The sequence below is a fragment of the Brachybacterium sp. UNK5269 genome (assembly GCF_049266655.1).
Classification (GTDB): domain Bacteria; phylum Actinomycetota; class Actinomycetes; order Actinomycetales; family Dermabacteraceae; genus Brachybacterium.
On the sequence record NZ_CP184883.1, the window covers coordinates 1,422,681 to 1,441,471 of the forward strand.

19 protein-coding genes and 1 tRNA gene are annotated in these 18,791 nt (G+C 73.1%); 10 read left to right on the forward strand and 10 right to left on the reverse strand.

What is annotated here, in order from left to right; all coding sequences use genetic code 11:
• The first annotated feature begins 93 nt into the window (after nucleotides 1–93).
• The 3 genes from ACOJUI_RS06550 to ACOJUI_RS06560 all read left to right on the forward strand — a co-directional run bounded on the left by ACOJUI_RS06550 (nucleotide 94) and on the right by ACOJUI_RS06560 (nucleotide 4,056).
• A complete protein-coding gene (locus ACOJUI_RS06550; protein ID WP_422117266.1) occupies nucleotides 94–2,676 on the forward strand; it encodes an ATP-dependent Clp protease ATP-binding subunit in 2,583 nt (860 codons plus the stop codon).
• Nucleotides 2,677–2,776: 100 nt separating this feature from the next.
• Nucleotides 2,777–3,532, forward strand: a complete 756-nt coding sequence (locus ACOJUI_RS06555; protein ID WP_422117267.1) for a DedA family protein — start codon at nucleotides 2,777–2,779, stop codon at nucleotides 3,530–3,532.
• A 14-nt stretch (nucleotides 3,533–3,546) separates the two neighbouring features.
• Entirely contained in the window at nucleotides 3,547–4,056 is a 510-nt protein-coding gene (locus ACOJUI_RS06560) for an amino-acid N-acetyltransferase (RefSeq protein ID WP_422117268.1), read from the forward strand.
• Between the two features lie 24 nt (nucleotides 4,057–4,080).
• On the opposite strand, the gene ACOJUI_RS06565 is transcribed toward ACOJUI_RS06560, so the two are convergent.
• The 5 genes from ACOJUI_RS06565 to ACOJUI_RS06585 all read right to left on the reverse strand — a co-directional run bounded on the left by ACOJUI_RS06565 (nucleotide 4,081) and on the right by ACOJUI_RS06585 (nucleotide 7,286).
• Nucleotides 4,081–4,980 carry an A/G-specific adenine glycosylase gene (locus tag ACOJUI_RS06565; RefSeq protein ID WP_422117269.1) on the reverse strand — a complete coding sequence of 300 codons (900 nt, stop codon included), beginning with the start codon at nucleotides 4,978–4,980 and terminating at the stop codon, nucleotides 4,081–4,083.
• A 5-nt stretch (nucleotides 4,981–4,985) separates the two neighbouring features.
• Nucleotides 4,986–5,423: a large conductance mechanosensitive channel protein MscL gene (mscL, locus tag ACOJUI_RS06570; protein WP_422117270.1), complete on the reverse strand. Its 438-nt coding sequence runs from the start codon at nucleotides 5,421–5,423 to the stop codon at nucleotides 4,986–4,988.
• Nucleotides 5,424–5,479: 56 nt separating this feature from the next.
• A complete protein-coding gene (locus ACOJUI_RS06575) occupies nucleotides 5,480–6,115 on the reverse strand; it encodes an SAF domain-containing protein (protein WP_422117271.1) in 636 nt (211 codons plus the stop codon).
• A gap of 134 nt (nucleotides 6,116–6,249) precedes the next feature.
• The gene (locus ACOJUI_RS06580; protein ID WP_422117272.1) at nucleotides 6,250–6,564 is read right to left on the reverse strand and encodes an FmdB family zinc ribbon protein; all 315 of its coding nucleotides are present in this window, start codon (nucleotides 6,562–6,564) and stop codon (nucleotides 6,250–6,252) included.
• A 71-nt stretch (nucleotides 6,565–6,635) separates the two neighbouring features.
• Complete coding sequence (locus tag ACOJUI_RS06585; protein WP_422117273.1) at nucleotides 6,636–7,286, reverse strand: 5-formyltetrahydrofolate cyclo-ligase; 651 nt, start codon at nucleotides 7,284–7,286, stop codon at nucleotides 6,636–6,638.
• A gap of 67 nt (nucleotides 7,287–7,353) precedes the next feature.
• On the opposite strand from ACOJUI_RS06585, the gene ACOJUI_RS06590 reads away from it, so the two are divergent.
• From ACOJUI_RS06590 to ACOJUI_RS06605, 4 genes are all read left to right on the forward strand, one after another.
• Nucleotides 7,354–7,980: a GNAT family N-acetyltransferase gene (locus ACOJUI_RS06590; RefSeq protein WP_422117274.1), complete on the forward strand. Its 627-nt coding sequence runs from the start codon at nucleotides 7,354–7,356 to the stop codon at nucleotides 7,978–7,980.
• Nucleotides 7,981–8,016: 36 nt separating this feature from the next.
• Nucleotides 8,017–8,901, forward strand: a complete 885-nt coding sequence (locus ACOJUI_RS06595) for a hypothetical protein (protein WP_422117275.1) — start codon at nucleotides 8,017–8,019, stop codon at nucleotides 8,899–8,901.
• A 117-nt stretch (nucleotides 8,902–9,018) separates the two neighbouring features.
• Complete coding sequence (locus ACOJUI_RS06600; RefSeq protein ID WP_422117276.1) at nucleotides 9,019–9,906, forward strand: inositol monophosphatase family protein; 888 nt, start codon at nucleotides 9,019–9,021, stop codon at nucleotides 9,904–9,906.
• 76 nt (nucleotides 9,907–9,982) lie between these two features.
• Nucleotides 9,983–10,055, forward strand: a tRNA-Ala gene (locus ACOJUI_RS06605).
• 99 nt (nucleotides 10,056–10,154) lie between these two features.
• Here the strand turns inward: ACOJUI_RS06605 and ACOJUI_RS06610 are convergent.
• From ACOJUI_RS06610 to ACOJUI_RS06625, 4 genes are all read right to left on the reverse strand, one after another.
• A complete protein-coding gene (locus tag ACOJUI_RS06610) occupies nucleotides 10,155–11,588 on the reverse strand; it encodes an MFS transporter (protein WP_422117277.1) in 1,434 nt (477 codons plus the stop codon).
• Between the two features lie 343 nt (nucleotides 11,589–11,931).
• On the reverse strand, nucleotides 11,932–12,303 hold the full coding sequence (locus tag ACOJUI_RS06615) for a hypothetical protein (protein ID WP_422117278.1): 372 nt from the start codon (nucleotides 12,301–12,303) through the stop codon (nucleotides 11,932–11,934).
• A gap of 134 nt (nucleotides 12,304–12,437) precedes the next feature.
• A complete protein-coding gene (locus ACOJUI_RS06620; RefSeq protein ID WP_422117279.1) occupies nucleotides 12,438–12,611 on the reverse strand; it encodes a hypothetical protein in 174 nt (57 codons plus the stop codon).
• A 50-nt stretch (nucleotides 12,612–12,661) separates the two neighbouring features.
• A complete protein-coding gene (locus tag ACOJUI_RS06625) occupies nucleotides 12,662–14,431 on the reverse strand; it encodes a thiamine pyrophosphate-requiring protein (RefSeq protein WP_422117280.1) in 1,770 nt (589 codons plus the stop codon).
• Between the two features lie 291 nt (nucleotides 14,432–14,722).
• Between ACOJUI_RS06625 and ACOJUI_RS06630 the strand changes: the two genes are divergently transcribed.
• Genes ACOJUI_RS06630 through ACOJUI_RS06640 form a run of 3 tightly spaced genes read left to right on the forward strand, consistent with a single transcriptional unit; the run spans nucleotide 14,723 to nucleotide 16,596 of the window.
• Nucleotides 14,723–15,475, forward strand: coding sequence for an alpha/beta fold hydrolase (locus ACOJUI_RS06630; RefSeq protein ID WP_422117281.1), 753 nt, complete (start codon nucleotides 14,723–14,725; stop codon nucleotides 15,473–15,475).
• A gap of 57 nt (nucleotides 15,476–15,532) precedes the next feature.
• Complete coding sequence (locus tag ACOJUI_RS06635; protein WP_422117282.1) at nucleotides 15,533–16,078, forward strand: LysR substrate-binding domain-containing protein; 546 nt, start codon at nucleotides 15,533–15,535, stop codon at nucleotides 16,076–16,078.
• A 35-nt stretch (nucleotides 16,079–16,113) separates the two neighbouring features.
• The gene (locus ACOJUI_RS06640) at nucleotides 16,114–16,596 is read left to right on the forward strand and encodes an S-ribosylhomocysteine lyase (RefSeq protein ID WP_422117283.1); all 483 of its coding nucleotides are present in this window, start codon (nucleotides 16,114–16,116) and stop codon (nucleotides 16,594–16,596) included.
• 26 nt (nucleotides 16,597–16,622) lie between these two features.
• Here the strand turns inward: ACOJUI_RS06640 and malQ are convergent, their stop codons facing one another.
• Nucleotides 16,623–18,746, reverse strand: a complete 2,124-nt coding sequence (gene malQ / locus ACOJUI_RS06645; protein ID WP_422117284.1) for a 4-alpha-glucanotransferase — start codon at nucleotides 18,744–18,746, stop codon at nucleotides 16,623–16,625.
• Nucleotides 18,747–18,791: the final 45 nt, after the last annotated feature.

The window sequence follows — 18,791 nt, forward strand, 5'->3', positions numbered from 1 at the left end:
CCGGGTCCGGTCACGCCCGCGGCGAACACGCGGGGAATCCTCGGTGAATCCGCGTAGTCTCGATCCATCACCACCACCGGACGGGGGAGGACCATGTTCGAACGCTTCACCGATCGTGCCCGCCGCGTCGTCGTCCTGGCTCAGGACGAGGCACGGCTGCTCAACCACAACTACATCGGCACCGAGCACATCCTGCTCGGCCTGATCCACGAGAACGAGGGAGTCGGCGCCAAGGCCCTCGAGGCCCTCGGCGTGACCCTCGACGCGGTGCGCGAACAGGTCCGCGACATCATCGGCGAGGGCAACCAGACGCCCTCGGGCCACATCCCCTTCACGCCGCGTGCGAAGAAGGTGCTCGAGCTGAGCCTGCGCGAGGCGCTGCAGCTGGGCCACAACTACATCGGCACCGAGCACATCCTGCTGGGCCTGCTGCGCGAGGGCGAGGGCACGGCCGTCAAGGTGCTGTCCCGCCTCAAGGCCGAGCCGTCGGCCGTGCGCCAGGAAGTCATCGAGCGGCTCTCCGGCTACCAGGGCAAGGAGCCGGCCAACGCCGGCGGTCCGGCCGAGGGGCAGCCCTCCGGTTCGCTGGTGCTGGACCAGTTCGGCCGCAACCTCACCCAGGCCGCCCGCGAGGGCAAGCTCGACCCGGTCATCGGGCGGGACATGGAGGCCGAGCGGGTGATGCAGGTGCTCAGCCGCCGCACCAAGAACAACCCGGTGCTGATCGGTGAGCCCGGCGTCGGCAAGAGCGCCGTGGTCGAGGGGCTGGCGCAGTCCATCGTCGCCGGTGACGTGCCGGAGACCCTCAAGGACAAGCAGCTGTACACGCTGGACCTGGGGTCCCTGGTCGCCGGCTCCCGGTACCGCGGTGACTTCGAGGAGCGCCTGAAGAAGGTGCTCAAGGAGATCCGCACCCGCGGCGACATCATCCTGTTCATCGACGAGATCCACACCCTGGTCGGGGCCGGCGCGGCCGAGGGCGCGATCGACGCCGCCAGCATCCTCAAGCCGATGCTGGCCCGCGGTGAGCTGCAGACCATCGGGGCCACCACCCTCGAGGAGTACCGCAAGCACATCGAGAAGGACGCGGCGCTCGAGCGTCGCTTCCAGCCGATCCAGGTCGACGAGCCCTCGGTCGCCCACACCGTGGAGATCCTCAAGGGGCTGCGCGACCGCTACGAGGCCCACCACAAGGTCACGATCACCGACGCCGCCCTGGTGGCCGCCGCGAACCTGGCCGACCGGTACGTCAACGACCGCTTCCTGCCGGACAAGGCGATCGACCTGATCGACGAGGCCGGTGCCCGCCTGCGCATCCGCCGCCTCACCGCGCCGCCCGAGCTCAAGGAGTTCGAGGCCCGCATCGAGGCTGCGCGCAAGCAGAAGGAGGAGGCGATCGACGGGCAGGACTTCGAGCTCGCCGCCTCCCTGCGCGACCAGGAGCAGCAGCTCAAGGCCGAGCGCGACGAGAAGGAGAAGGCCTGGCGGCACGGGGAGTCCGATGCGGTGACCACGGTCACCGAGGAGGTCATCGGCGAGGTGCTGTCCGCCTCGACCGGCATCCCCATCGTGAAGCTCACCGAGGAGGAGTCCTCGCGCCTCATCCACATGGAGGAGGAGCTGCACAAGCGCGTCATCGGCCAGAACGAGGCCATCAAGGCCGTGTCCCGGGCGATCCGGCGCACCCGCGCCGGGCTCAAGGACCCCAAGCGTCCCGGCGGCTCGTTCATCTTCGCCGGGCCCACCGGCGTCGGCAAGACCGAGCTGGCCAAGGCGCTCGCGGAGTTCCTGTTCGGCGACGAGGAGTCCCTGATCCAGCTGGACATGTCGGAGTTCGGCGAGAAGCACACGGCCTCGCGGCTGTTCGGCTCGCCCCCCGGCTACGTCGGCTACGACGAGGGCGGCCAGCTCACCGAGAAGGTGCGCCGCAAGCCGTTCAGCGTGGTGCTGTTCGACGAGGTGGAGAAGGCCCATGTGGACATCTTCAACTCGCTGCTGCAGATCCTCGAGGACGGCCGTCTGACCGACTCGCAGGGTCGGGTGGTGGACTTCAAGAACACCATCATCATCATGACCACCAACCTCGGCACCCGGGACATCGCCAAGGGCGTCTCCATGGGCTTCACCGCGGGCGGCGACCTCTCCACCGATTACGAGCGGATGAAGTCGAAGGTCCACGAGGAGCTCAAGCAGCACTTCAAGCCGGAGTTCCTCAACCGCGTCGACGACGTGGTGGTCTTCCCGCAGCTCTCGAAGGACGAGATCGTGCGGATCGTCGACCTCGAGATCGCCAAGCTCGGCAAGCGCCTGGCCGACAAGGACATGCAGCTCGAGCTCAGCGGGCCGGCGAAGATCCTGCTCGCGGACAAGGGCTACGACCCGGTGCTGGGCGCCCGGCCGCTGCGTCGCACGATCCAGCGCGACATCGAGGACACCCTGTCGGAGCGGATCCTGTTCGGTCAGATCCAGGTGGGCGACCAGATCGTCGTCGACGCCGAGGGGGAGGGCCTGCTCGGCGAGCTGACCTTCGCCCGCCGCGGCGAGGACGGTCGGCTCGAGGCGATCTCCGACGTCGTCGACGTGGAGTCGATGACCCGGGCCCGCGCCGAGGACGCCACCCATGCGGACGGGGCCGGTCCGGCGGACCAGGATCCCGCGGAGGCCAGCGCCTCCTGACCCCGGTGCCGGTCCCGCCCTCGGGCGGGACCGGCAGCCGGCGCCCGACGATCCCGGTCCGCCCGGCCCAGATCGCGCTGATGTTGGACGGAGATGACGCATGGGCGATGCCCTCGACTGGGTGCTGTCGCTGACCGGTGAGGTGGAGGGATGGATCCTCGAGGTCGCCGACGCCTGGTGGGTCCACTTCGTCGTGTACGCGCTCGCGGCGCTCGACGGCTTCTTCCCGACGGTCCCCAGCGAGTCGACGATCGTCACCCTCTCCTCGCTCTGGTCCACCTCGGGGCGGCCGGCGATCGTCCTGATCGGTCTGGCCGCCTGGATCGGCGCCTGGACCGGCGACAACCTCGGGTATCTGCTGGGCAAGAAGATCGGCTGGGAGCGGTTCCGGTTCCTGCGCGAGGGCAAGGGCCGCAAGGCGGTCGAGGCCGCCGAGCACGGCCTGGACAAGCGCGCCCTGGTCTTCCTGATGACCGCGCGCTACATCCCCTTCGGCCGCACCGCCGTGAACCTGGTCGCGGGCGCCGTGGACTACCCCCATCGGCAGTTCTGGCCCCGCTCGCTGCTGTCCACCTTCGTCTGGGCGGTCTACTCCTGCGCGATCGGCGCCGTCGCCGGCGCCTGGTTCGCGGACAACCACCTGCTGGCGATCACTGTCGCGCTGGTGGCCGCGGTGGTGATGGCCCTGATCGTCGAGCGCCTGATCGCGATCGTGCACCGCCGGCTCGACCGGCGCGCCGAGCGCCGGAAGGTCGCGGACGAGGCCGCCGCGGATGAGGCGGCGGACGCCGCGCAGGGCGCCGGACGGGACGCCGCCGTCCCCGGCGCGACGACGTCGCCCGCGCCCCCTCAGTGAGAGGACCCCATCGCATGAGCGTCACCATCCGACCCGCCCTGCCGGCCGACGTGCGCGGCATCGATCGCCTGGTCGAGCCGATGACCCGCACCGGCATCCTGCTCGGCAAGGACCTGGTCTCCTACTACGAGGCGGTGCAGGAGTTCCTGGTCGCGGTCGACGAGCACGGCGAGGTGGTCGGCTGCGGCGCGCTGCACGTGATGTGGGAGGACCTGGCGGAGGTGCGCACCCTGGCCGTCCACGAGAGCCAGCGCGGAACGGGCCTCGGCCATCGGATGCTCTCCGCGCTGCTCGAGCGCGCCGCGCAGCTCGGCCTGCAGCGCGTGTTCTGCCTGACCTTCGAGGTCGACTTCTTCTCCCGGCACGGCTTCGAGGTGATGAGCGATGTCGTCGACCCCGAGGTCTACAGCCAGCTGCTGCGCTCCCCCGACGAGGGCATCGCCGAGTTCCTCGACCTCGCCCGGGTCAAGCCGAACACCCTCGGCAACACCCGCATGCTGAAGATCCTCGGGCACGGCGACTGATCGCCCCCGCCGGCGGGAGCCCGCTCAGGGCAGGCGCAGCAGCGCGTCCTCGCGCACCGCGAGACCGTCGGTGACCAGCGAGTGCGCGCAGCGCCGCACCCGCTCCGCGTCGGCGCGGTCCAGGGCCAGCAGCTGCTCCTGGTCGGCGACGCCGTGGTCGCGCAGCAGCGCCATGATCTGCCCGCGCATCTGCCGGTCGGTGCCCGCGAAGGACTGACGCCGACGGGTGTCCTCCGCGGCGGCCGGGCGGCCGGCGGCGAACCACGCGCAGCCCCCACCTGCCAGCGGACAGCGCTCGCAGCGCGGGGCGCGGGCCGTGCACACGAGCGCCCCGAGCTCCATCACGGCCTGGTTCCAGGCCACCGAGCGCTCCCGCTCGAGCGGGAGGCTGCGCGCGGCCAGCGCCCGCTCGGCGGCGCTGTAGGAGCGGTCGGGAGCGGCGAGTCCGCGCCCGGCGCGGGCGAGCACCCGCCGGATGTTGGTGTCCACCACCACCGCGCGCTGGTGGTGGGCGAAGGCGCTGACCGCGGCGGCCGTGTACTCGCCGATCCCGGGCAGGGAGCGCAGCGCCTCCTCGGTGCGCGGCACCTCCCCGCCGTGCTCGCGGACGATCGCGCGGGCGCACTCCTGCAGGCGCAGCGCGCGCCGCGGATATCCGAGCCGGTCCCACTGGCGCAGCACCTCGGAGGTGGGGGCGTCGGCCAGGTCGGCGGGCTCCGGCCAGCGCTCCATCCACTCCTGCCAGCGCGGCAGCACCCGGGCCACCGGGGTCTGCTGCAGCATCACCTCGGAGACGAGGATCGACCAGGCGGTGGCGTCCCGGTGCCGCCAGGGCAGGTCGCGCCCGGCCTCGGCGAACCAGGCGATCACCGCGTCCACCGCGGCCTCGTCGATCGGCGGGACGGGCGCTCCCGCGCCGCTCACCCGGCTTAGGGCCGCGGAGGCGTGGCGTCGCCGGAGGGCATGGTCCCGCCGCGCTGGGCCAGGGCGTCACGGATCTCGGTCAGTAGCACGATCTCCTCGGAGACGGCGGACTCGTCCTGCTCGGGCAGGCCCCGACGCCGGCGGTCGAGCCGGCGCGCCTGCGAGATCGGCAGCACGAACACGAAGTACACGACCGCCGCGGTGATCAGGAAGGCGATGACCGCCGACAGGACCGCCCCGATGTCCACCCGCGTGGCCTCGTTGGCCGCGATGAGCTTGAAGGAGAGGCCGTTGACGTTGGTGCCGCCGAAGACGTTGACCACCGGCTGGATCAGGTTGGCGACGAAGGCGCCGATCAGCGCGGTGAACGCGCTGCCGATGACGACACCGACGGCGAGGTCGATGACGTTGCCCTGCATGACGAAGTCCTTGAAGCCCTTCATGGACGATCCTTCGTAAGTCGGGATGGGGAGGGGCCGACAGGCGACCTACCCGGACTCTAGCCGATGATCGAGACGGTGAGGGCTGCGCTGCCGAGCGCCTGCGCCACCGCGCCCGAGCGCGTGCGGTCCAGGGCGATGATCGCCGTCGCGGACCCCTCGGGGCCGGACGCCAGGGTCCCGGTGGCACCCCCGGGTGAGGAGGAGAGCTCCACGACGGTGGCGGGGACGCGCAGCGCGGTGCCGCTGACCGGGTCCGCGGAGAGCAGCTCGATGCGGGTTCCGGGACCGAGATGCGGGAGCAGGACGCGGGGGACCGGGACCGCCATCAGCACGGAGCCCGGCGGGATCGCGGCCGCCTGCTCGGCCTCGAGCAGGCCGGGCAGGACCGGGGTGCCACGGGCGAGCGGATGGGCGGTGCTGCGACCGGCGACCTCCTGCACGCTGCGGGCCGCCTGCGGCGGTATCAGCTCGTCGGCGACCCGGACCGTGCGCAGGTGCTCCTCGCCGAGGACGGTGCCGACGGGCAGATCGGCGCGGGCGACGACGACCTCGCCGCCGCGCAGCGACGGTGGCAGCAGGGACGGCAGCAGCGCCGCGAGCGCGGCCAGGAGCACGAGCGCGGCGAGGATGCGGCGGCGCCGGCGCAGGGCACGGCGCCACGCGGGCAGATGGGTGCGGAGTCGGGCCAGCATGCTCCCGACGGTAGGGACCCCTCGGCGGCGCGGCCCGCTCGTGCGGGACGCGGTGGACGGCGGGGCGCTGGGGAGGAACGGTGGCTCGGGTCACCGGGACCCGAGCGCGGCCCTTCCCGCGGCGCCCTTCCGGCTCAGGAGGCCGGGGCCGCTGCGGCCGCCGGCTGCGCGCTCGCGGAGCCCGACCCCGCGGCGGTGGCGGGGGTGCTCGTCGAGGTGCTCGCGGACTCGGCGGAGGAGCTCGTGGACGCGGTGGTGGAGGCGCCTGAGGTGGTCGAGTCGGTGGAGTAGAAGCCCGGTCCCTTGAAGACGATGCCCACCGAGTCGAAGACCTTCCGCAGCGCCTCCTGCGCGCACTCGGGGCAGCTGGTCAGCGAGTCCTCGCTGAAGCTCTGGTACTGCTCGAAACGATGACCGCAGTTCTTGCAGGCGTAGACGTACGTGGGCACGCGGAGTCCTCCGGGATGGTCGATGGGCGGCCGCGCCGACGCGGCCCAGGGGATTCTACGACGCCGGGGGCTCAGGGCCGCGCGGACGTGACCAGCCGGACGATCCCGTCGGCGGTCAGCACGTGGGGGATCGGCACGTCATGGGCTCCGCGCGGCAGGGACCCCGCCTCGAGCAGCTCGTCGGGGTGGATCACGGCGACCACCATGGCGTCCTGACTCACCGCACGCAGCGCCCGGTCGTAGTACCCGGCCCCGTGGCCGATCCGGGTGGCCGAGCGGTCCACCGCCACGGCGGGGGCGAGCACCAGGCGGGCGTCCGCGAGGGCCGTCGGGCCCAGGCGCTGCCCGGTGGGCTCCTTGCCGAAGCCGCGTCCGGGGGAGTCCACGAACTCGGAGACGCCGTCCCAGGTGATCCATTCGAGCTGACGCCCGGCGGCGGCGGGGAACACCAGATGCGCGCCCGCCGCGGCGAGCCGGCGCGCGAGCGGCATCACGTCCGCCTCGGTGGGGGTGGGGTGGAAGGCCGCGACCCGCGGCGGGGCCGGTGCCTCGGCGGCGGCCCGCTCCACCAGCGCGATCAGCGGCGATGCGTGCTCGAGCAGACGCCGACCCTCCTCGGCGCGTCGGCGCTGACCCGCCTCGTCGCGGTAGGTGCGGGTGCGCCGGGCGCGCAGCTGCCGGCGGAGCTCCTGCTTGCGGGACGTCATCGCCTCGGTGTCCATGCCTCCAGCCTCCCACAGCGCCGCCCGCCGGCCCTCGCGGCGCCCGGCGGGCGTCTACGATGACGCGATGGTTCACGTGTGGCCGCTGACACTGCGCGACGGAGAGCTCACGCTGCGGCCCCTCCAACGGCGCGACCGGGCGGCGTTCGAACGGCTGCGCGAGCGCAATGCGACCTGGCTTCGCCCCTGGGACGCCACGGACCCGGAGCGCAGCCGCGGGGCGCTGCCGTTTCGGACCATCCGCCGCTGGAACGAGGAGCAAGCCCGAGCGGGGACCCATCTGCCCCTGGTCATGACCGTCGAGGGGCGCCTCGCCGGGCAGATCACCGCCGGTCCCCTCCAGTACGGGGCGATGCGCTCCGCGGTGCTGGGGTACTGGGTCGACCAGGACCACGCCGGGCGGGGCGTGGTGCCGCGCGCGGCGGGACTGCTGATCGACCACCTCTTCGGCGAGCTGGGGATGCACCGCATCGAGGTCACCGTGCGGCCCGAGAACGCCGCCAGTCTGCGGGTGGTGGAGAAGCTGCACCTGCGCCCGGAGGGGATGCGCCGCTCCGCCATCCATGTCGACGGCGCCTGGCGGGACCACCTGGTCTTCGCGCTCACGGTGGAGGAGGTGGTCGCCGCAGGCGGCGGCCGGGGCGTGCTCAGCAGATATCACAGGGAGTTCGGGGCCGACACGCCCAGCGTGTGACCAGGCGGATCACCTCGCTGTCACTAAGGTGGCGGTGTGCAATCGATCAATCTCGGGGCCGTCCTGTTCGGCCTCCTGCTGCTGCTGTGGCTGACGTACGCCCTGCCGCGCACGGCGAGCCGTCGTGACGTGATGGGCCGCGCCCGCGCGGCGGAGAACGCCGAGATGACGCCCCAGGCGCGGGATCTCTCCGCGGCCGTCCACGCACGCCGCTCTCCCACCGAGGTGAACCCGCCCATGTCCCAGGACCGACTGCTCCTGCGCCCCGCCGATCCCACCCGCCGTCCGCGCTTCGACGCGGTGCCCGGCACCCGCATCGACCATCTCGAGGACCGCGCCCGCTCGCGCCGTCTGCTGAGGGGCGTGCTCACCGTCCTGCTGGTGGCCACCGGCATCCTGATCGGCCTGGCGATCGCGCAGGTGATCCCCGCCTGGACCCCGCTGATCGGTGGGGCCGGGCTGGCCGTGTACGTGCTGGGTCTGCGCCGCGCCGAGCTCGAGCGCCGCGCCCGTCTGGCCCGCGCGGCGGCCCGGACGCGCCAGGGCGGCGCCGAGACGGAGACCGCGCGGCCCGGCGAGTCCGCTCCCCAGCGCGCGGTCCTCGCCGGTTCGGTCCCGGCGCCGATCGCGGTGCCCGCGCCCAGCGCGCCCGTCGAGGGCGCCGCGGAGCGCGCCGGCACCCCCGAGCCGGCCGCCCGGCCCGGGGAATGGACCCCGCGTCCGGTGCCGCGCCCGACCTATGCGCTGCGCGGCGAGGTCGAGGACCTCGCGACCCGCCACGCCGCCCACCGCCGGAGCATGCTGGCCACCTCGATGCCGCTCGAGAGCGAGCGGGTCGAGGAGCTCGAGGCCATCCACGAGACCTTCGCCCCCGCGCAGGACCTCGACCTCGACGAGGTCCTCGCCCGCCGTCGGGCCTGACGCGGCGCGGCCGAGGGGTGGCGGCAGGGCCGGGGGCGGCGGGGCCGGGAGGCGGCGGGGTCGTCCGCACAGTGTCCGGTTGCCCGCCGCTGACCAGGGCGGACTAGCCTGGCGGCGATGAACACCACCACGCCCCGCCCCTCGTCCCGACCCGTCCCCTCGCCCTCGCAGCTGCTCGAGATCGCGACCTCCGCGGCGCATGCGGCCGCGGAGTACCTCCGCTCCCTGGACCGCGACGACCTCGCCCGCGAGTACAAGACCTCCAGCCACGACATCGTCACCGAGCACGATCGCGCGAGCGAGGAGATCATCGTCTCCGAGCTGCGTCGCCTGTTGCCGACCTGCCGCATCGTGGGCGAGGAGGGCGGGGAGCGCCCGGCCGAGGGCCCCGCCGTCGGCGCCGACGCCCCGGTGGTCACCTTCTACGTCGACCCGATCGACGGCACCAGCAACTTCGCCGCCGGGCTGCCGCTGTTCTGCGTCTCGATCGGCGCCGCCGTCGACGACGAGATGGTCGCCGGGGTCATCGACGCCCCGGTCCTCGGCCAGGTCTTCACCGCCGCCGACGGGCCCGCGATGCTCAACGGCCGCCCGCTGCGCCCCCGCTCCACCCGTCCCGCCGCCGACGCCCTGGTGCTGTCCGGCTTCCCCGGCCAGCGGATCGGCAAGGAGGTGCCCGACTTCGCCGCCCGCGCCGCGCTGGCGCTGGACGACGGCGTCTCCTCGGTGCGGCATCTGGGCACGGCCGCGCTCGAGCTCGCCTACGTCGCCGCCGGCTGGGCGGACGCGACCGCGCTCGGCACGATCAACTCCTGGGACGTGGCGGCCGGCTTCCACATCCTGCGGCGGGCAGGCGGCTCGGTGCGCACCTGGCCCGGCCGCACTCTCGCGGACCGCGCCGACCACCTGCAGCCGGCATATGCGGCCTGCACCGGGGCCGAGCGCCTCGAGGTGCTCGACGACCTGCTCGAGGAGCTGCAGGCTCTGCGCGCCGACCGGCTGTGACCTTCGTCAAGGCGACCGGGACGGTTCGTCACCACGGCGCCCGCGGTGCTAATCTGTCGTGGTCGCACTGCGACAGGGGGCTATGGCGCAGTTGGTAGCGCGTCTCGTTCGCAATGAGAAGGTCGGGGGTTCGAATCCCCCTAGCTCCACCGAAGAAGTCCGCAAGAAGGGCCTCTGACCAGGAAGATTCCCGTGGTCAGGGGCCCTTCTTCGCGCCCGCTGCAGATCCGGAGCGCGTCGAGCGGAGGTCAGAACCGGCCGGCCTCGACGAGGTCGGTGCGCTCCTGCTGCTGCTCCACGTCCCGGGGGTAGACCCGGTAGAAGAGGAACCAGTAGGCGGCGTTGAGCAGGTAGGGGACGACGACGAACCAGAGGAACATGGTCTGGCTGGTGAAGGCCTCGGCGATGAAGCCGACACCCAGGGTCATGAGCGCGGTGACGCCGCCCTGGATCAGGGAGAACAGCAGCGCGAAGGACGTGGCGTTGAGCTGGCGCGGGACGACGTTGGAGACCATCGGCAGCACGCAGCCGGAGAAGCCGATGGAGAACACCAGGCCGAGGAGGAAGGTGGCGATCAGCGCGGGGACGAAGCCCTGGTAGGGGATCTGGGTGGCCAGGGCGACCGTGAGGGCGAAGGTCACCAGGTAGAGCTGCATCAGCATGATGCGGCCCTTCTCGCCGAACCTGTGCACGAAGAAGTCGGCCAGTCGCCCGCCGATGTAGGCCGAGCACATCGCGCCGACGGAGAAGGCGGCCATCACGATCGTGACCTGGAAGACGGTGATGCCGCGCTCGGTGACCAGGAAGTTCGGGTAGAACGCCAGCAGGACGAGGCTGGTGACCAGCACGACCATGCCGGCCATCAGGGAGACGGTGGGGATCTTGAACAGCCGGGCGGCGTCGGAGAGCTTGAACCGGCCGGCCTCGATCTTCATGTCCTCGACGGCCGTGCGGGTCTTGGGGTCCTTGACCCACATCGCGATGAGCAGACCGGAGAGGATCGAGATCCCGCCCATGGTCCACATCGCGTAGCGCCAGGCGTCGGGGGCGGGCTCGTCGCCGCGGGCGAAGAGGCCGACGGCCGGTCCGATGAGGATGCCGACGCCGCCGCCGATGGCGCGGATGGTGCCGTACGCCTTGCCGCGCTCCGACTGCTTGAACAGGTCGGGCAGCAGGCCGTTGATGATGGGCTCGGAGGCGACCGTGCCGATCACGCTGATGCCGTAGAGGATGAGCAGCCAGGTGTAGGTGGGGGCGAAGCCGGCCGCCACGGTCCAGATGCCCCAGACGCCGGTGACCAGGATCAGGATCTTCTTGCGGCCGAACCGGTCGGCCATCATGGCCCAGAACGGTCCGAAGATCATGCGGGCGAACTTGCTGAGCGAGCTCAGCACGCCGAGCGCGCCCTCACCGATGCCGAAGGCGACGGCGATCAGCGGGAAGAAGGTGTTGATCAGCCCGCCCTCGGAGTTGTCGACGGCCTGGGAGAAGCCCATGGCCGCCATCGCCTTGCCGCGGCCCTTGGTCTGCGGGTCCGGGGTGGCGCCGGGCGTGCTGGGGACGACGGCGACGCCGGGGTCGATGTTGGCGGAGGTGGCGATGATCGTGCCGGTGGTGGTCTGGAGCGATCCGGGGATGGGGCCCTCACCGGCCTGGCGGCCGGGGGTGGGGGTGGTGGTCATCGTGCTTCCTCTCGGTGGCCGCAGGAGGCGGCCGCGAACAACGGTGTTCGAGCAAGGGCCGGCGGCGGGATCCGCGCGATGAGTCGTGCTGTCCGACTCGCCCTGCCGACGGGGATCCGCTCGGCAATCCGGAAGCTATTCCGTGTCCCGGTCGAAGCGGCAGCTTTGCCCGCTGTTGCCGCGGGAGGGCGACGCACGGCGGTGACGCCGCCGCGTCAGGGCATGTCACCGGACGGGCACCATGACGGACGGGTGCGCCGCACCACCGGCGGCGGTTCCGGACCCTGCTCCCGGTGGCGGCGCACCGCGGCGCGAGCGCGTCCGCCACGTCCGGCAGCGCTGCCTACGCCCCGTCCTCCTGATCGTCATGGTCGCCCAGCAGCGAGGCGAGCTCCGCCCGCTGCTGCGGGGTGACCTTGACCGGGACCTCGTCCTCGATCACCCCGTGATGGCCGATCTCGAGCGTGAACACCGTCCCGGTCGCCGTCCGCAGACGACGGACGTTGATGAGCTCGGAGGCGCTGTCGAGGCCGGCGAGGATCTCGGCGTCCGTGGTCGTGAAGGCCTCGCCGGCGCGCAGCTGCAGCCCGTGGGCGTGGCACACCTCGAAGCTGTGCTGCTCGACCTCGAACCATTCCTGCGGGGGCTTCTCACAGCCGCGGACCTGGCAGGCCGTGGGGAAGAGATCGGTTCTTCGGTCGTCGCCGGATCGCAACCGCGCCCTCCTTCCGTGACACCTGCGTGGCTTCCGACGGTACGCCGCCCCTCCCGGGGGAGGTCGAGCGGTTCTACCGGACGTTCGTGACTGCGACCTGGCCCGTCGGCCGGGTCCCCGCCCTCGGCGGGGTCCTAGCCCTCCGCCTGCGAGGGGCGCAGGGGGTCGGGATCGGCGCCGTCGCCGCTGCCCGGCGCGGCCCCGCCCTCGGCGGGGTCCGTCGAGGTCTCGTCGTTCTCCTCCGCCTCGCCCTCGGCCTGGGAGGGACGCAGCGGGTCCGGGTCGGCGTGGTGGTTCTGCTCGCTCATGGTGGTGCTCCTCGTGCTCGTGGGTGGATGGTGCCTGCCGGCGGCGGGTATCAGCCGTCGCGCGTCTCCTGCTCGTGGTGCCGCTGCACCTTCTCGGCGGTCGCGGCGGAATCCTCCTGCGCGAGGCCGTCGAGCATCTTCTCGATCTTCTGCGCGGGCGCCCGCGGGGGCAGCAGCGGGGACTCCGGATCGACGACGGCTTCGATCAGGGTGGGGCGGTCCGCCGTGAAGGCCTGCTCCCACGCCGGGCCGATCTCCTCGGCCCGCTCGATGCGCAGCGCCTGCAGTCCGAGCAGACGGGCGTAGTCGGCGTAGGGGAACGGCGGGACCACCTGGGAGGCCGGGAAGCGGGGATCGCCCTCCATCTCCCGCTGCTCCCAGGTCACCTCGGTGAGCTCGCCGTTGTTCAGCACCAGCACCACGAAGCGGGGGTCAGCCCAGTCGCGCCAGCGGTGCGCCACCGTGATCAGCTCGGAGTTGCCGCTCATCTGCATCGCTCCGTCGCCGCACAGCGCGACCACCGGTCGCTGGGGTGCGGCGAGCTTCGCGGCCAGGCCGTAGGGGAGAGCGGACCCCATCGAGGCGAGGGTGCTCGAGAGGTGCGCCGGCACCCCGACGGGCAGGTCGAGGTGGCGTGCGTACCAGTACACGACCGAGCCGACGTCGACGGCGACCTGCGCATCGGCCGGCAGCTGCGTCGAGAGCCCCGCGACCACGGCCTGCGGGTTCATCGGGTCGGTGACCTCGGCGGAGCGCTCCGCGCGCAGCTCCCGCCAGGTCCGGACCATGGACTCGACCCGCCCGCGCCAGGGATGATCGCGGCGCTGCAGCCGCGGCCGCAGCGCCCGCAGGGTCTCCGCGGCGTCACCGGCCAGGCCCACCTCGATGGGGTACTTCCGGCCCAGCTGCGCGGCGAAGAGGTCGATCTGCACCGCCCGCGCCTGTCCCGGGGCCGGGTAGTACTCGGTCCATGGGTCGTCGCTGCCGATGATCAGCAGCGTGTCGCACTGGGCCATCAGGTCCGCGGAGGCGGTCGTGCCGAGGTGGCCCATCGTCCCGCACATCAGCGGCAGCGACTCGTCGACCCACGGCTTCCCGAGCAGGGAGGTGGTGACGCCCGCGCCGAGCAGCTCGGCGATCTCGTGGACCTCGGCGGTGGCGTGCCGGGAGCCCTGGCCCACGAGCAGCGCGACCCTCTGCCCGGCGTTGAGGAGCTCGGCGGCACGGTCCAGATCCGCGTCGGCGGGCAGCACGCGCGGGGTCGCGATGACCGGGGCGCTGGGGACGATGCCATGGGCGTGCTCGAGCTCGGGCGCCTCGGCCTGCTGCACGTCGTGCGGCACGATGATGCAGGTCGGACTGGAGGTGGCCAGTGCCGTGCGGAAGGCGTCGTCCACCACCTGGTCCAGCTGCTCGGGGGTGAGAAGCTCCCCGACGTAGCTGCCGCAGACGTCCTTGAACAGGGTCGGCAGCTCGACCTCCTGCTGATAGCCGCTGCCGAGGGCGGAGGTCACCACGTGCCCCACGATCGCGACCACCGGCTTCCGGTCGAGCTTCGCGTCGTACAGCCCGGTCAGCAGGTGCACGGCACCGGGCCCCTGGGTGGCGAGGCAGACCCCCACCTCGCCGGTGTACTTGGCGTGGCCGGTGGCCATGAACGCCGCCATCTCCTCGTGCCGGGCGGTGACCAGCTCGACCTCGTCCTGCCGGCGGTGCAGGGCGCCCAGCAGCGGATCCACCCCGTCCCCGGCGTACCCGAAGATCCGCTGCACTCCCCAGGCCCGGACCCGGTCGACGATCGCGTCGGCCACATTGCGCATGTTCCCCACCGTCCCCTCGCGTCGATCCACTCTCGCACCGCCCCGGGCGGATGAGAAGAGCGGCCGCGCAATCGCCGCCGGGGAGCGGGGCGCTGCCCGGCGCGCCGCCTCGTCCGGCGCCCGCGGACGGCGCGGGACGAACCCGAACGTGCTGGCCAGGCGGTTGCGGGGAGAGCATGCGGTGCCGGCGCGGAGCGCGTCGACCGCTCGGACCGCGACCGGTCGGTCGGACCGCGCACCTAGGATCTCCGATATGACCAGCGTCCGTGGCCGTCCTCCGGGGAGGCGCCGGTGACCGCTCCCCGGCGCCCCGACGCGCAGCCCTGGCCGGTGGTGCTCGTCCACGGCACCCGCACCTCCCACAGCCAGTGGGACCGCCAGCTGCCCGCGCTGCGCGCCGCCGGCCACCGGGTCCTCACCCCCGACCTGCCCGGCCACGGCTCCCGCCGCGAGCGGCCCTTCACCCTGATCGAGGCCGTCACGACGATCCGCGCGGCGGTGGGCGCGGCCGCCGCCGGATCGCCGGTGCACCTGGTGGGCAGCTCGCTGGGCGGGATGCTCGCGATCCGCGCCGCCGCGCTGCTCGGCGACGAGGCGGAGCGCCCGCTGGGCTCACTCACCGTCTGCGGCGGCGCGGTCCAGCCCACCCCGGCCGCCGCGCGGGCGTACGGCCGGCTGATCCGGCTCACCGATCTGCTCCCCGGCACCGCCGACGGGCGCTTCTTCCGACTCCTGCTCGGGGCGGACGGCGCCCGCGCCTACCTGCGGGGCGGAAGGGCGGAGGTCGACGTGGTCGCGCCGGCGATGGCGGCCGTCGCCTCCCTCGACCTGCTCGCGGACCTGCGCCGGATCCAGGTGCCGGTGACCTTCCTGCACGGCCGCTTCGACCAGCTGCGGATCCAGGAGCGCGCCTTCGCGCAGGCCGCGGCGCGGGGACGGCTCGAGCTGCTCCCCTACGGCACCCACCTGGTGAACCTGACCCTCCCGAGCCGCTTCAACGCCGAGCTGCTGCGGGTCCTGGCCCGCGCCGAGCGCGAGGGGTGAGCGCCCCGGCGGCACGGGCCGTCACGGCGCCGCCGACCCGCGCCGTAGGCTGGGCCCATGGAATCTCGGACCCTGCGCGTCGGCTTCGTCCCCGGAGTGGAGCCGGACCGCTTCCTGCGTCGCTGGCGGACGGGCCGCCGGGAGGCCCGGCTCGAGCTCTCGCCCGTCCCGCTCTCGCGCCAGCGCGCCGCGCTCGCGGCCGGCGAGGTCGACATGTGCTTCGTGCGCCTGCCCGTGGAGGCGGCGGACCTGCACGTGGTGGCCCTCTGGGAGGAGCGCCCGGCGATCGTGGTGAGCACGGACAGCGTGCTGAGCCTGCACGAGGAGGTCCGCGAGGCGGACCTCGCCGACGAGACCGAGATCCCGGCGCAGCATCCGGACGACGCCGCCGAGCGGGTGGCCGTCGTCGCCACCGGCGTCGGCTTCACCCGCCTGCCGCTGTCGCTGGCCCGGCTCCATCACCGCAAGGACGCCGTGCACCTGCCGGTGGCCGATGCCGAGCCGACCCGGATCGCCCTGGTGTGGCCACGGGCGAGCGACGACCCGCTGCGCCAGGAGTTCGTCGGCGTCGTCCGCGGCCGCACCGCGCGCTCGAGCCGCTGACACCCCCACCCCGGACCCGTCGAAGGAGCATCCCCATGACCGAGCAGAGCCCCGCCCCGCGCATGAACGTCGAGAGCTTCAACCTCGACCACCGCACCGTCCTGGCCCCGTACGTCCGCATCGCCGATCGCAAGCAGCTGCCCGGCGGCGACGTGCTGACCAAGTTCGATGTGCGCCTCACCCAGCCGAACCACTCCCATCTCGCCTCCGAGACGGTCCACTCCCTCGAGCACCTGATGGCCGAGCACATGCGCAACCACAGCGACGACGTCCTGGACGTCTCGCCGATGGGCTGCCGCACCGGTTTCTACGTGCTGCTGGTGGGGGACCACACCCCGGACGGCTTCGCCAGGGTGCTCGAGGCGACCCTGCGCGATGTGATCGCCGCCGACCAGGTGCCCGCGGCGAACGAGGTCCAGTGCGGCTGGGGCGCCCACCACAGCCTCGCAGGCGCCCAGCAGGCGGCCCGCGAGCTCCTGGACCAGCGCGCGACGTGGGGGCAGGTCACCGCGGCCTGAAGATCACCGCGGCGACCTGAGCGGGCTCAGCGGGGGCTGATGCCCTCCCGGACGGCCGCCAGCAGGCGCGCGGTGCGCGCGTCGGTGGCGATGTCCTCGATGCTCACCGGGCGCCCCTCGCCGTCGGCCAGCGGGATCCGCCAGTTCGGGTACTCCTCGTCGGTGCCCGGCTGGTTCTGGATCCGGCTCTCGCCGACGCAGTCCACGAGCGAGACCCCCAGCAGCATCGAGGGGGTGCGCGCGAGGTGGCGGTGCAGGGCGATGACGGTCGCCTCGAGATCGTCCCCGCTCCCCAGCAGGCCCTCGCGGCGCAGCACGTCGAGCACCTCCTCGCGGCCGGCGGCGTCGGCGGCCTGCTCCTGGTCCAGCGGCCGCTCCAGCAGGCCCAGGTCATGGCGCAGGGTGACGTGGGCGCCCGCCAGGTAGCCCGCGGTGGGCGGCAGGTCATGGGTGTTCACCGAGGCCATGCACAGGGTGCGGTAGTCCTCGGCGGGCAGCGGCCGGCCCTCGTCGTCGTACTCGAACCAGAGGATCGAGGTGCCGAGGATCCCGCGGTCCACCAGGTAGTCCCGCACCCACGGCTCGAAGGTGCCGAGGTCCTCGCCCACCACCACGGTCCCCGAGCGCTGCGCCTCGAGCGCCAGGATCCCGATCATGGCCTCGTGGTCGTAGCCCACATAGGCGCCGTCGGCCGCGCTGTTGCCCTCGGGGATCCACCACAGCCGGAACAGTCCCAGCACGTGGTCGACCCGCAGCGCGCCGGCATGGCGCATGAGGGTGCGCAGCATGTCCCGCCAGGGCCGGTAGGACGCCTCGCGCAGACGCTCGGGATGCCACGGCGGCTGGTCCCAGTTCTGGCCCTGCTGGTTGTACTGGTCGGCCGGGGCGCCGACGCCGACGCCGCTGGCGAGCACCTCGCGCAGCCCCCAGGCGTCCGCCCCGACCTGCTCGACGCCGACGGCGAGGTCGTGCATGATCCCGATCCGCATCCCCGCGGCGCGGGCCGCGGACTGCGCCGCGCTCATCTGCTCGTCCAGCATCCACTGCACCCAGATCTCGAACTCGATGCGGTCGGCGAGGTCGTGGCGGGCCTGCTCGACGGCGTCCGCGTCGAGATCCTGCAGGCGCGACTCCTCGGGGGTGCCGCGCACGGCCGCCGCGATCGCCGACCAGAGCGCGAAGTCCTCGAGGCCCTGACCCTCGCGCGCCCGGTAGGCGTCCAGCAGCGCGCGCCGGCCCGGGGTGAGCGGGACCGCGAAGAGCTCCTCGAGCGCCGCCAGCTTCGCACCGAGCACCTCGTCGCGCTCGAGCCGGTCGGTGCGCCGGTTCCAGGCCGCGGCGTCCTTCCGGAGCCGCTCGACGCGCCGCCGGGCCTTCTCGCTCAGCCCCCGGTACTCCGGGACGTCCTCGATGCGCAGGTACAGGGCGCTGGTGAAGCGCCGCGAGACCGGCAGGTAGGGGGAGGGCTCCACCGGCGGGATCGGGTAGGAGGCGTGCAGGGGGTTGACCAGCAGGAAGTCCGCGCCGTGCCGGGCGCCGGAGATCGCGGCCAGGTCGCGCAGGTCGGCCAGGTCGCCGATGCCCCAGGAGCCCTCCGAGCGCACGGAGTACAGCTGGGCCTGGAGGCCGAAGGCGCGGCGGGAGGCGTACTGCGCGTGGATGGTGAGGCGGGCGGGGGTGACCACCACGTCGGCCTCCACCGGGCCGCCCGCGGTCTCGGCGACCAGGCGGTGCCAGCCGAGCGGGAGGCCCGCGGGCAGGTGGAAGCGGGCGCGGCCGCGCAGGGTGCCGTCGAGCTCGACCGGGGCCGTGAAGTCGTCGGCCTGCTCGAGGTCGCGGCGCTCGCCGTCCTCGAGCCGCAGATGCGCGCTGACGGCGGTGCCGTGCTCGACGTGGACCGGCACCGTGGTCGCGCGGTCCTCGCGCAGCACGGTCACCGCCGGGAGGGTGCGGGCCCAGCGCTCGCGATCGCGCTCGGCGCGGAGCCGGGCGACGTCGGCCGCATCGGATGCCTCGGCGCCGAGCGCCGCGAGGATCGCATGCAGGGTGGAGTCGGACACGTCCTTGCGGGTGCCGTCCCATCCCCAGTACTCCGTGCTGACACCGAGGTCCTGGGCGAGATCACGCAGCGCTGTGGAATCTGAGGGCATGTGGTCATCGTAACCGTCACCCGCACCGCCCCGGACGCGAGGGGC

Bases quoted from the DNA above. Each gene is read 5' to 3' on its own strand.
- ACOJUI_RS06550 (WP_422117266.1), top strand. From the start codon at position 94: ATGTTCGAACGCTTCACCGATCGTGCCCGCCGCGTCGTCGTCCTGGCT.
- ACOJUI_RS06555 (WP_422117267.1), top strand. From the start codon at position 2,777: ATGGGCGATGCCCTCGACTGGGTGCTGTCGCTGACCGGTGAGGTGGAG.
- ACOJUI_RS06560 (WP_422117268.1), top strand. From the start codon at position 3,547: ATGAGCGTCACCATCCGACCCGCCCTGCCGGCCGACGTGCGCGGCATC.
- mscL (WP_422117270.1), bottom strand. From the start codon at position 5,423: ATGAAGGGCTTCAAGGACTTCGTCATGCAGGGCAACGTCATCGACCTC.
- ACOJUI_RS06575 (WP_422117271.1), bottom strand. From the start codon at position 6,115: ATGCTGGCCCGACTCCGCACCCATCTGCCCGCGTGGCGCCGTGCCCTG.
- ACOJUI_RS06585 (WP_422117273.1), bottom strand. From the start codon at position 7,286: ATGGACACCGAGGCGATGACGTCCCGCAAGCAGGAGCTCCGCCGGCAG.
- ACOJUI_RS06590 (WP_422117274.1), top strand. From the start codon at position 7,354: ATGGTTCACGTGTGGCCGCTGACACTGCGCGACGGAGAGCTCACGCTG.
- ACOJUI_RS06600 (WP_422117276.1), top strand. From the start codon at position 9,019: ATGAACACCACCACGCCCCGCCCCTCGTCCCGACCCGTCCCCTCGCCC.
- ACOJUI_RS06610 (WP_422117277.1), bottom strand. From the start codon at position 11,588: ATGACCACCACCCCCACCCCCGGCCGCCAGGCCGGTGAGGGCCCCATC.
- ACOJUI_RS06620 (WP_422117279.1), bottom strand. From the start codon at position 12,611: ATGAGCGAGCAGAACCACCACGCCGACCCGGACCCGCTGCGTCCCTCC.
- ACOJUI_RS06625 (WP_422117280.1), bottom strand. From the start codon at position 14,431: ATGCGCAATGTGGCCGACGCGATCGTCGACCGGGTCCGGGCCTGGGGA.
- ACOJUI_RS06635 (WP_422117282.1), top strand. From the start codon at position 15,533: ATGGAATCTCGGACCCTGCGCGTCGGCTTCGTCCCCGGAGTGGAGCCG.
- ACOJUI_RS06640 (WP_422117283.1), top strand. From the start codon at position 16,114: ATGACCGAGCAGAGCCCCGCCCCGCGCATGAACGTCGAGAGCTTCAAC.
- malQ (WP_422117284.1), bottom strand. From the start codon at position 18,746: ATGCCCTCAGATTCCACAGCGCTGCGTGATCTCGCCCAGGACCTCGGT.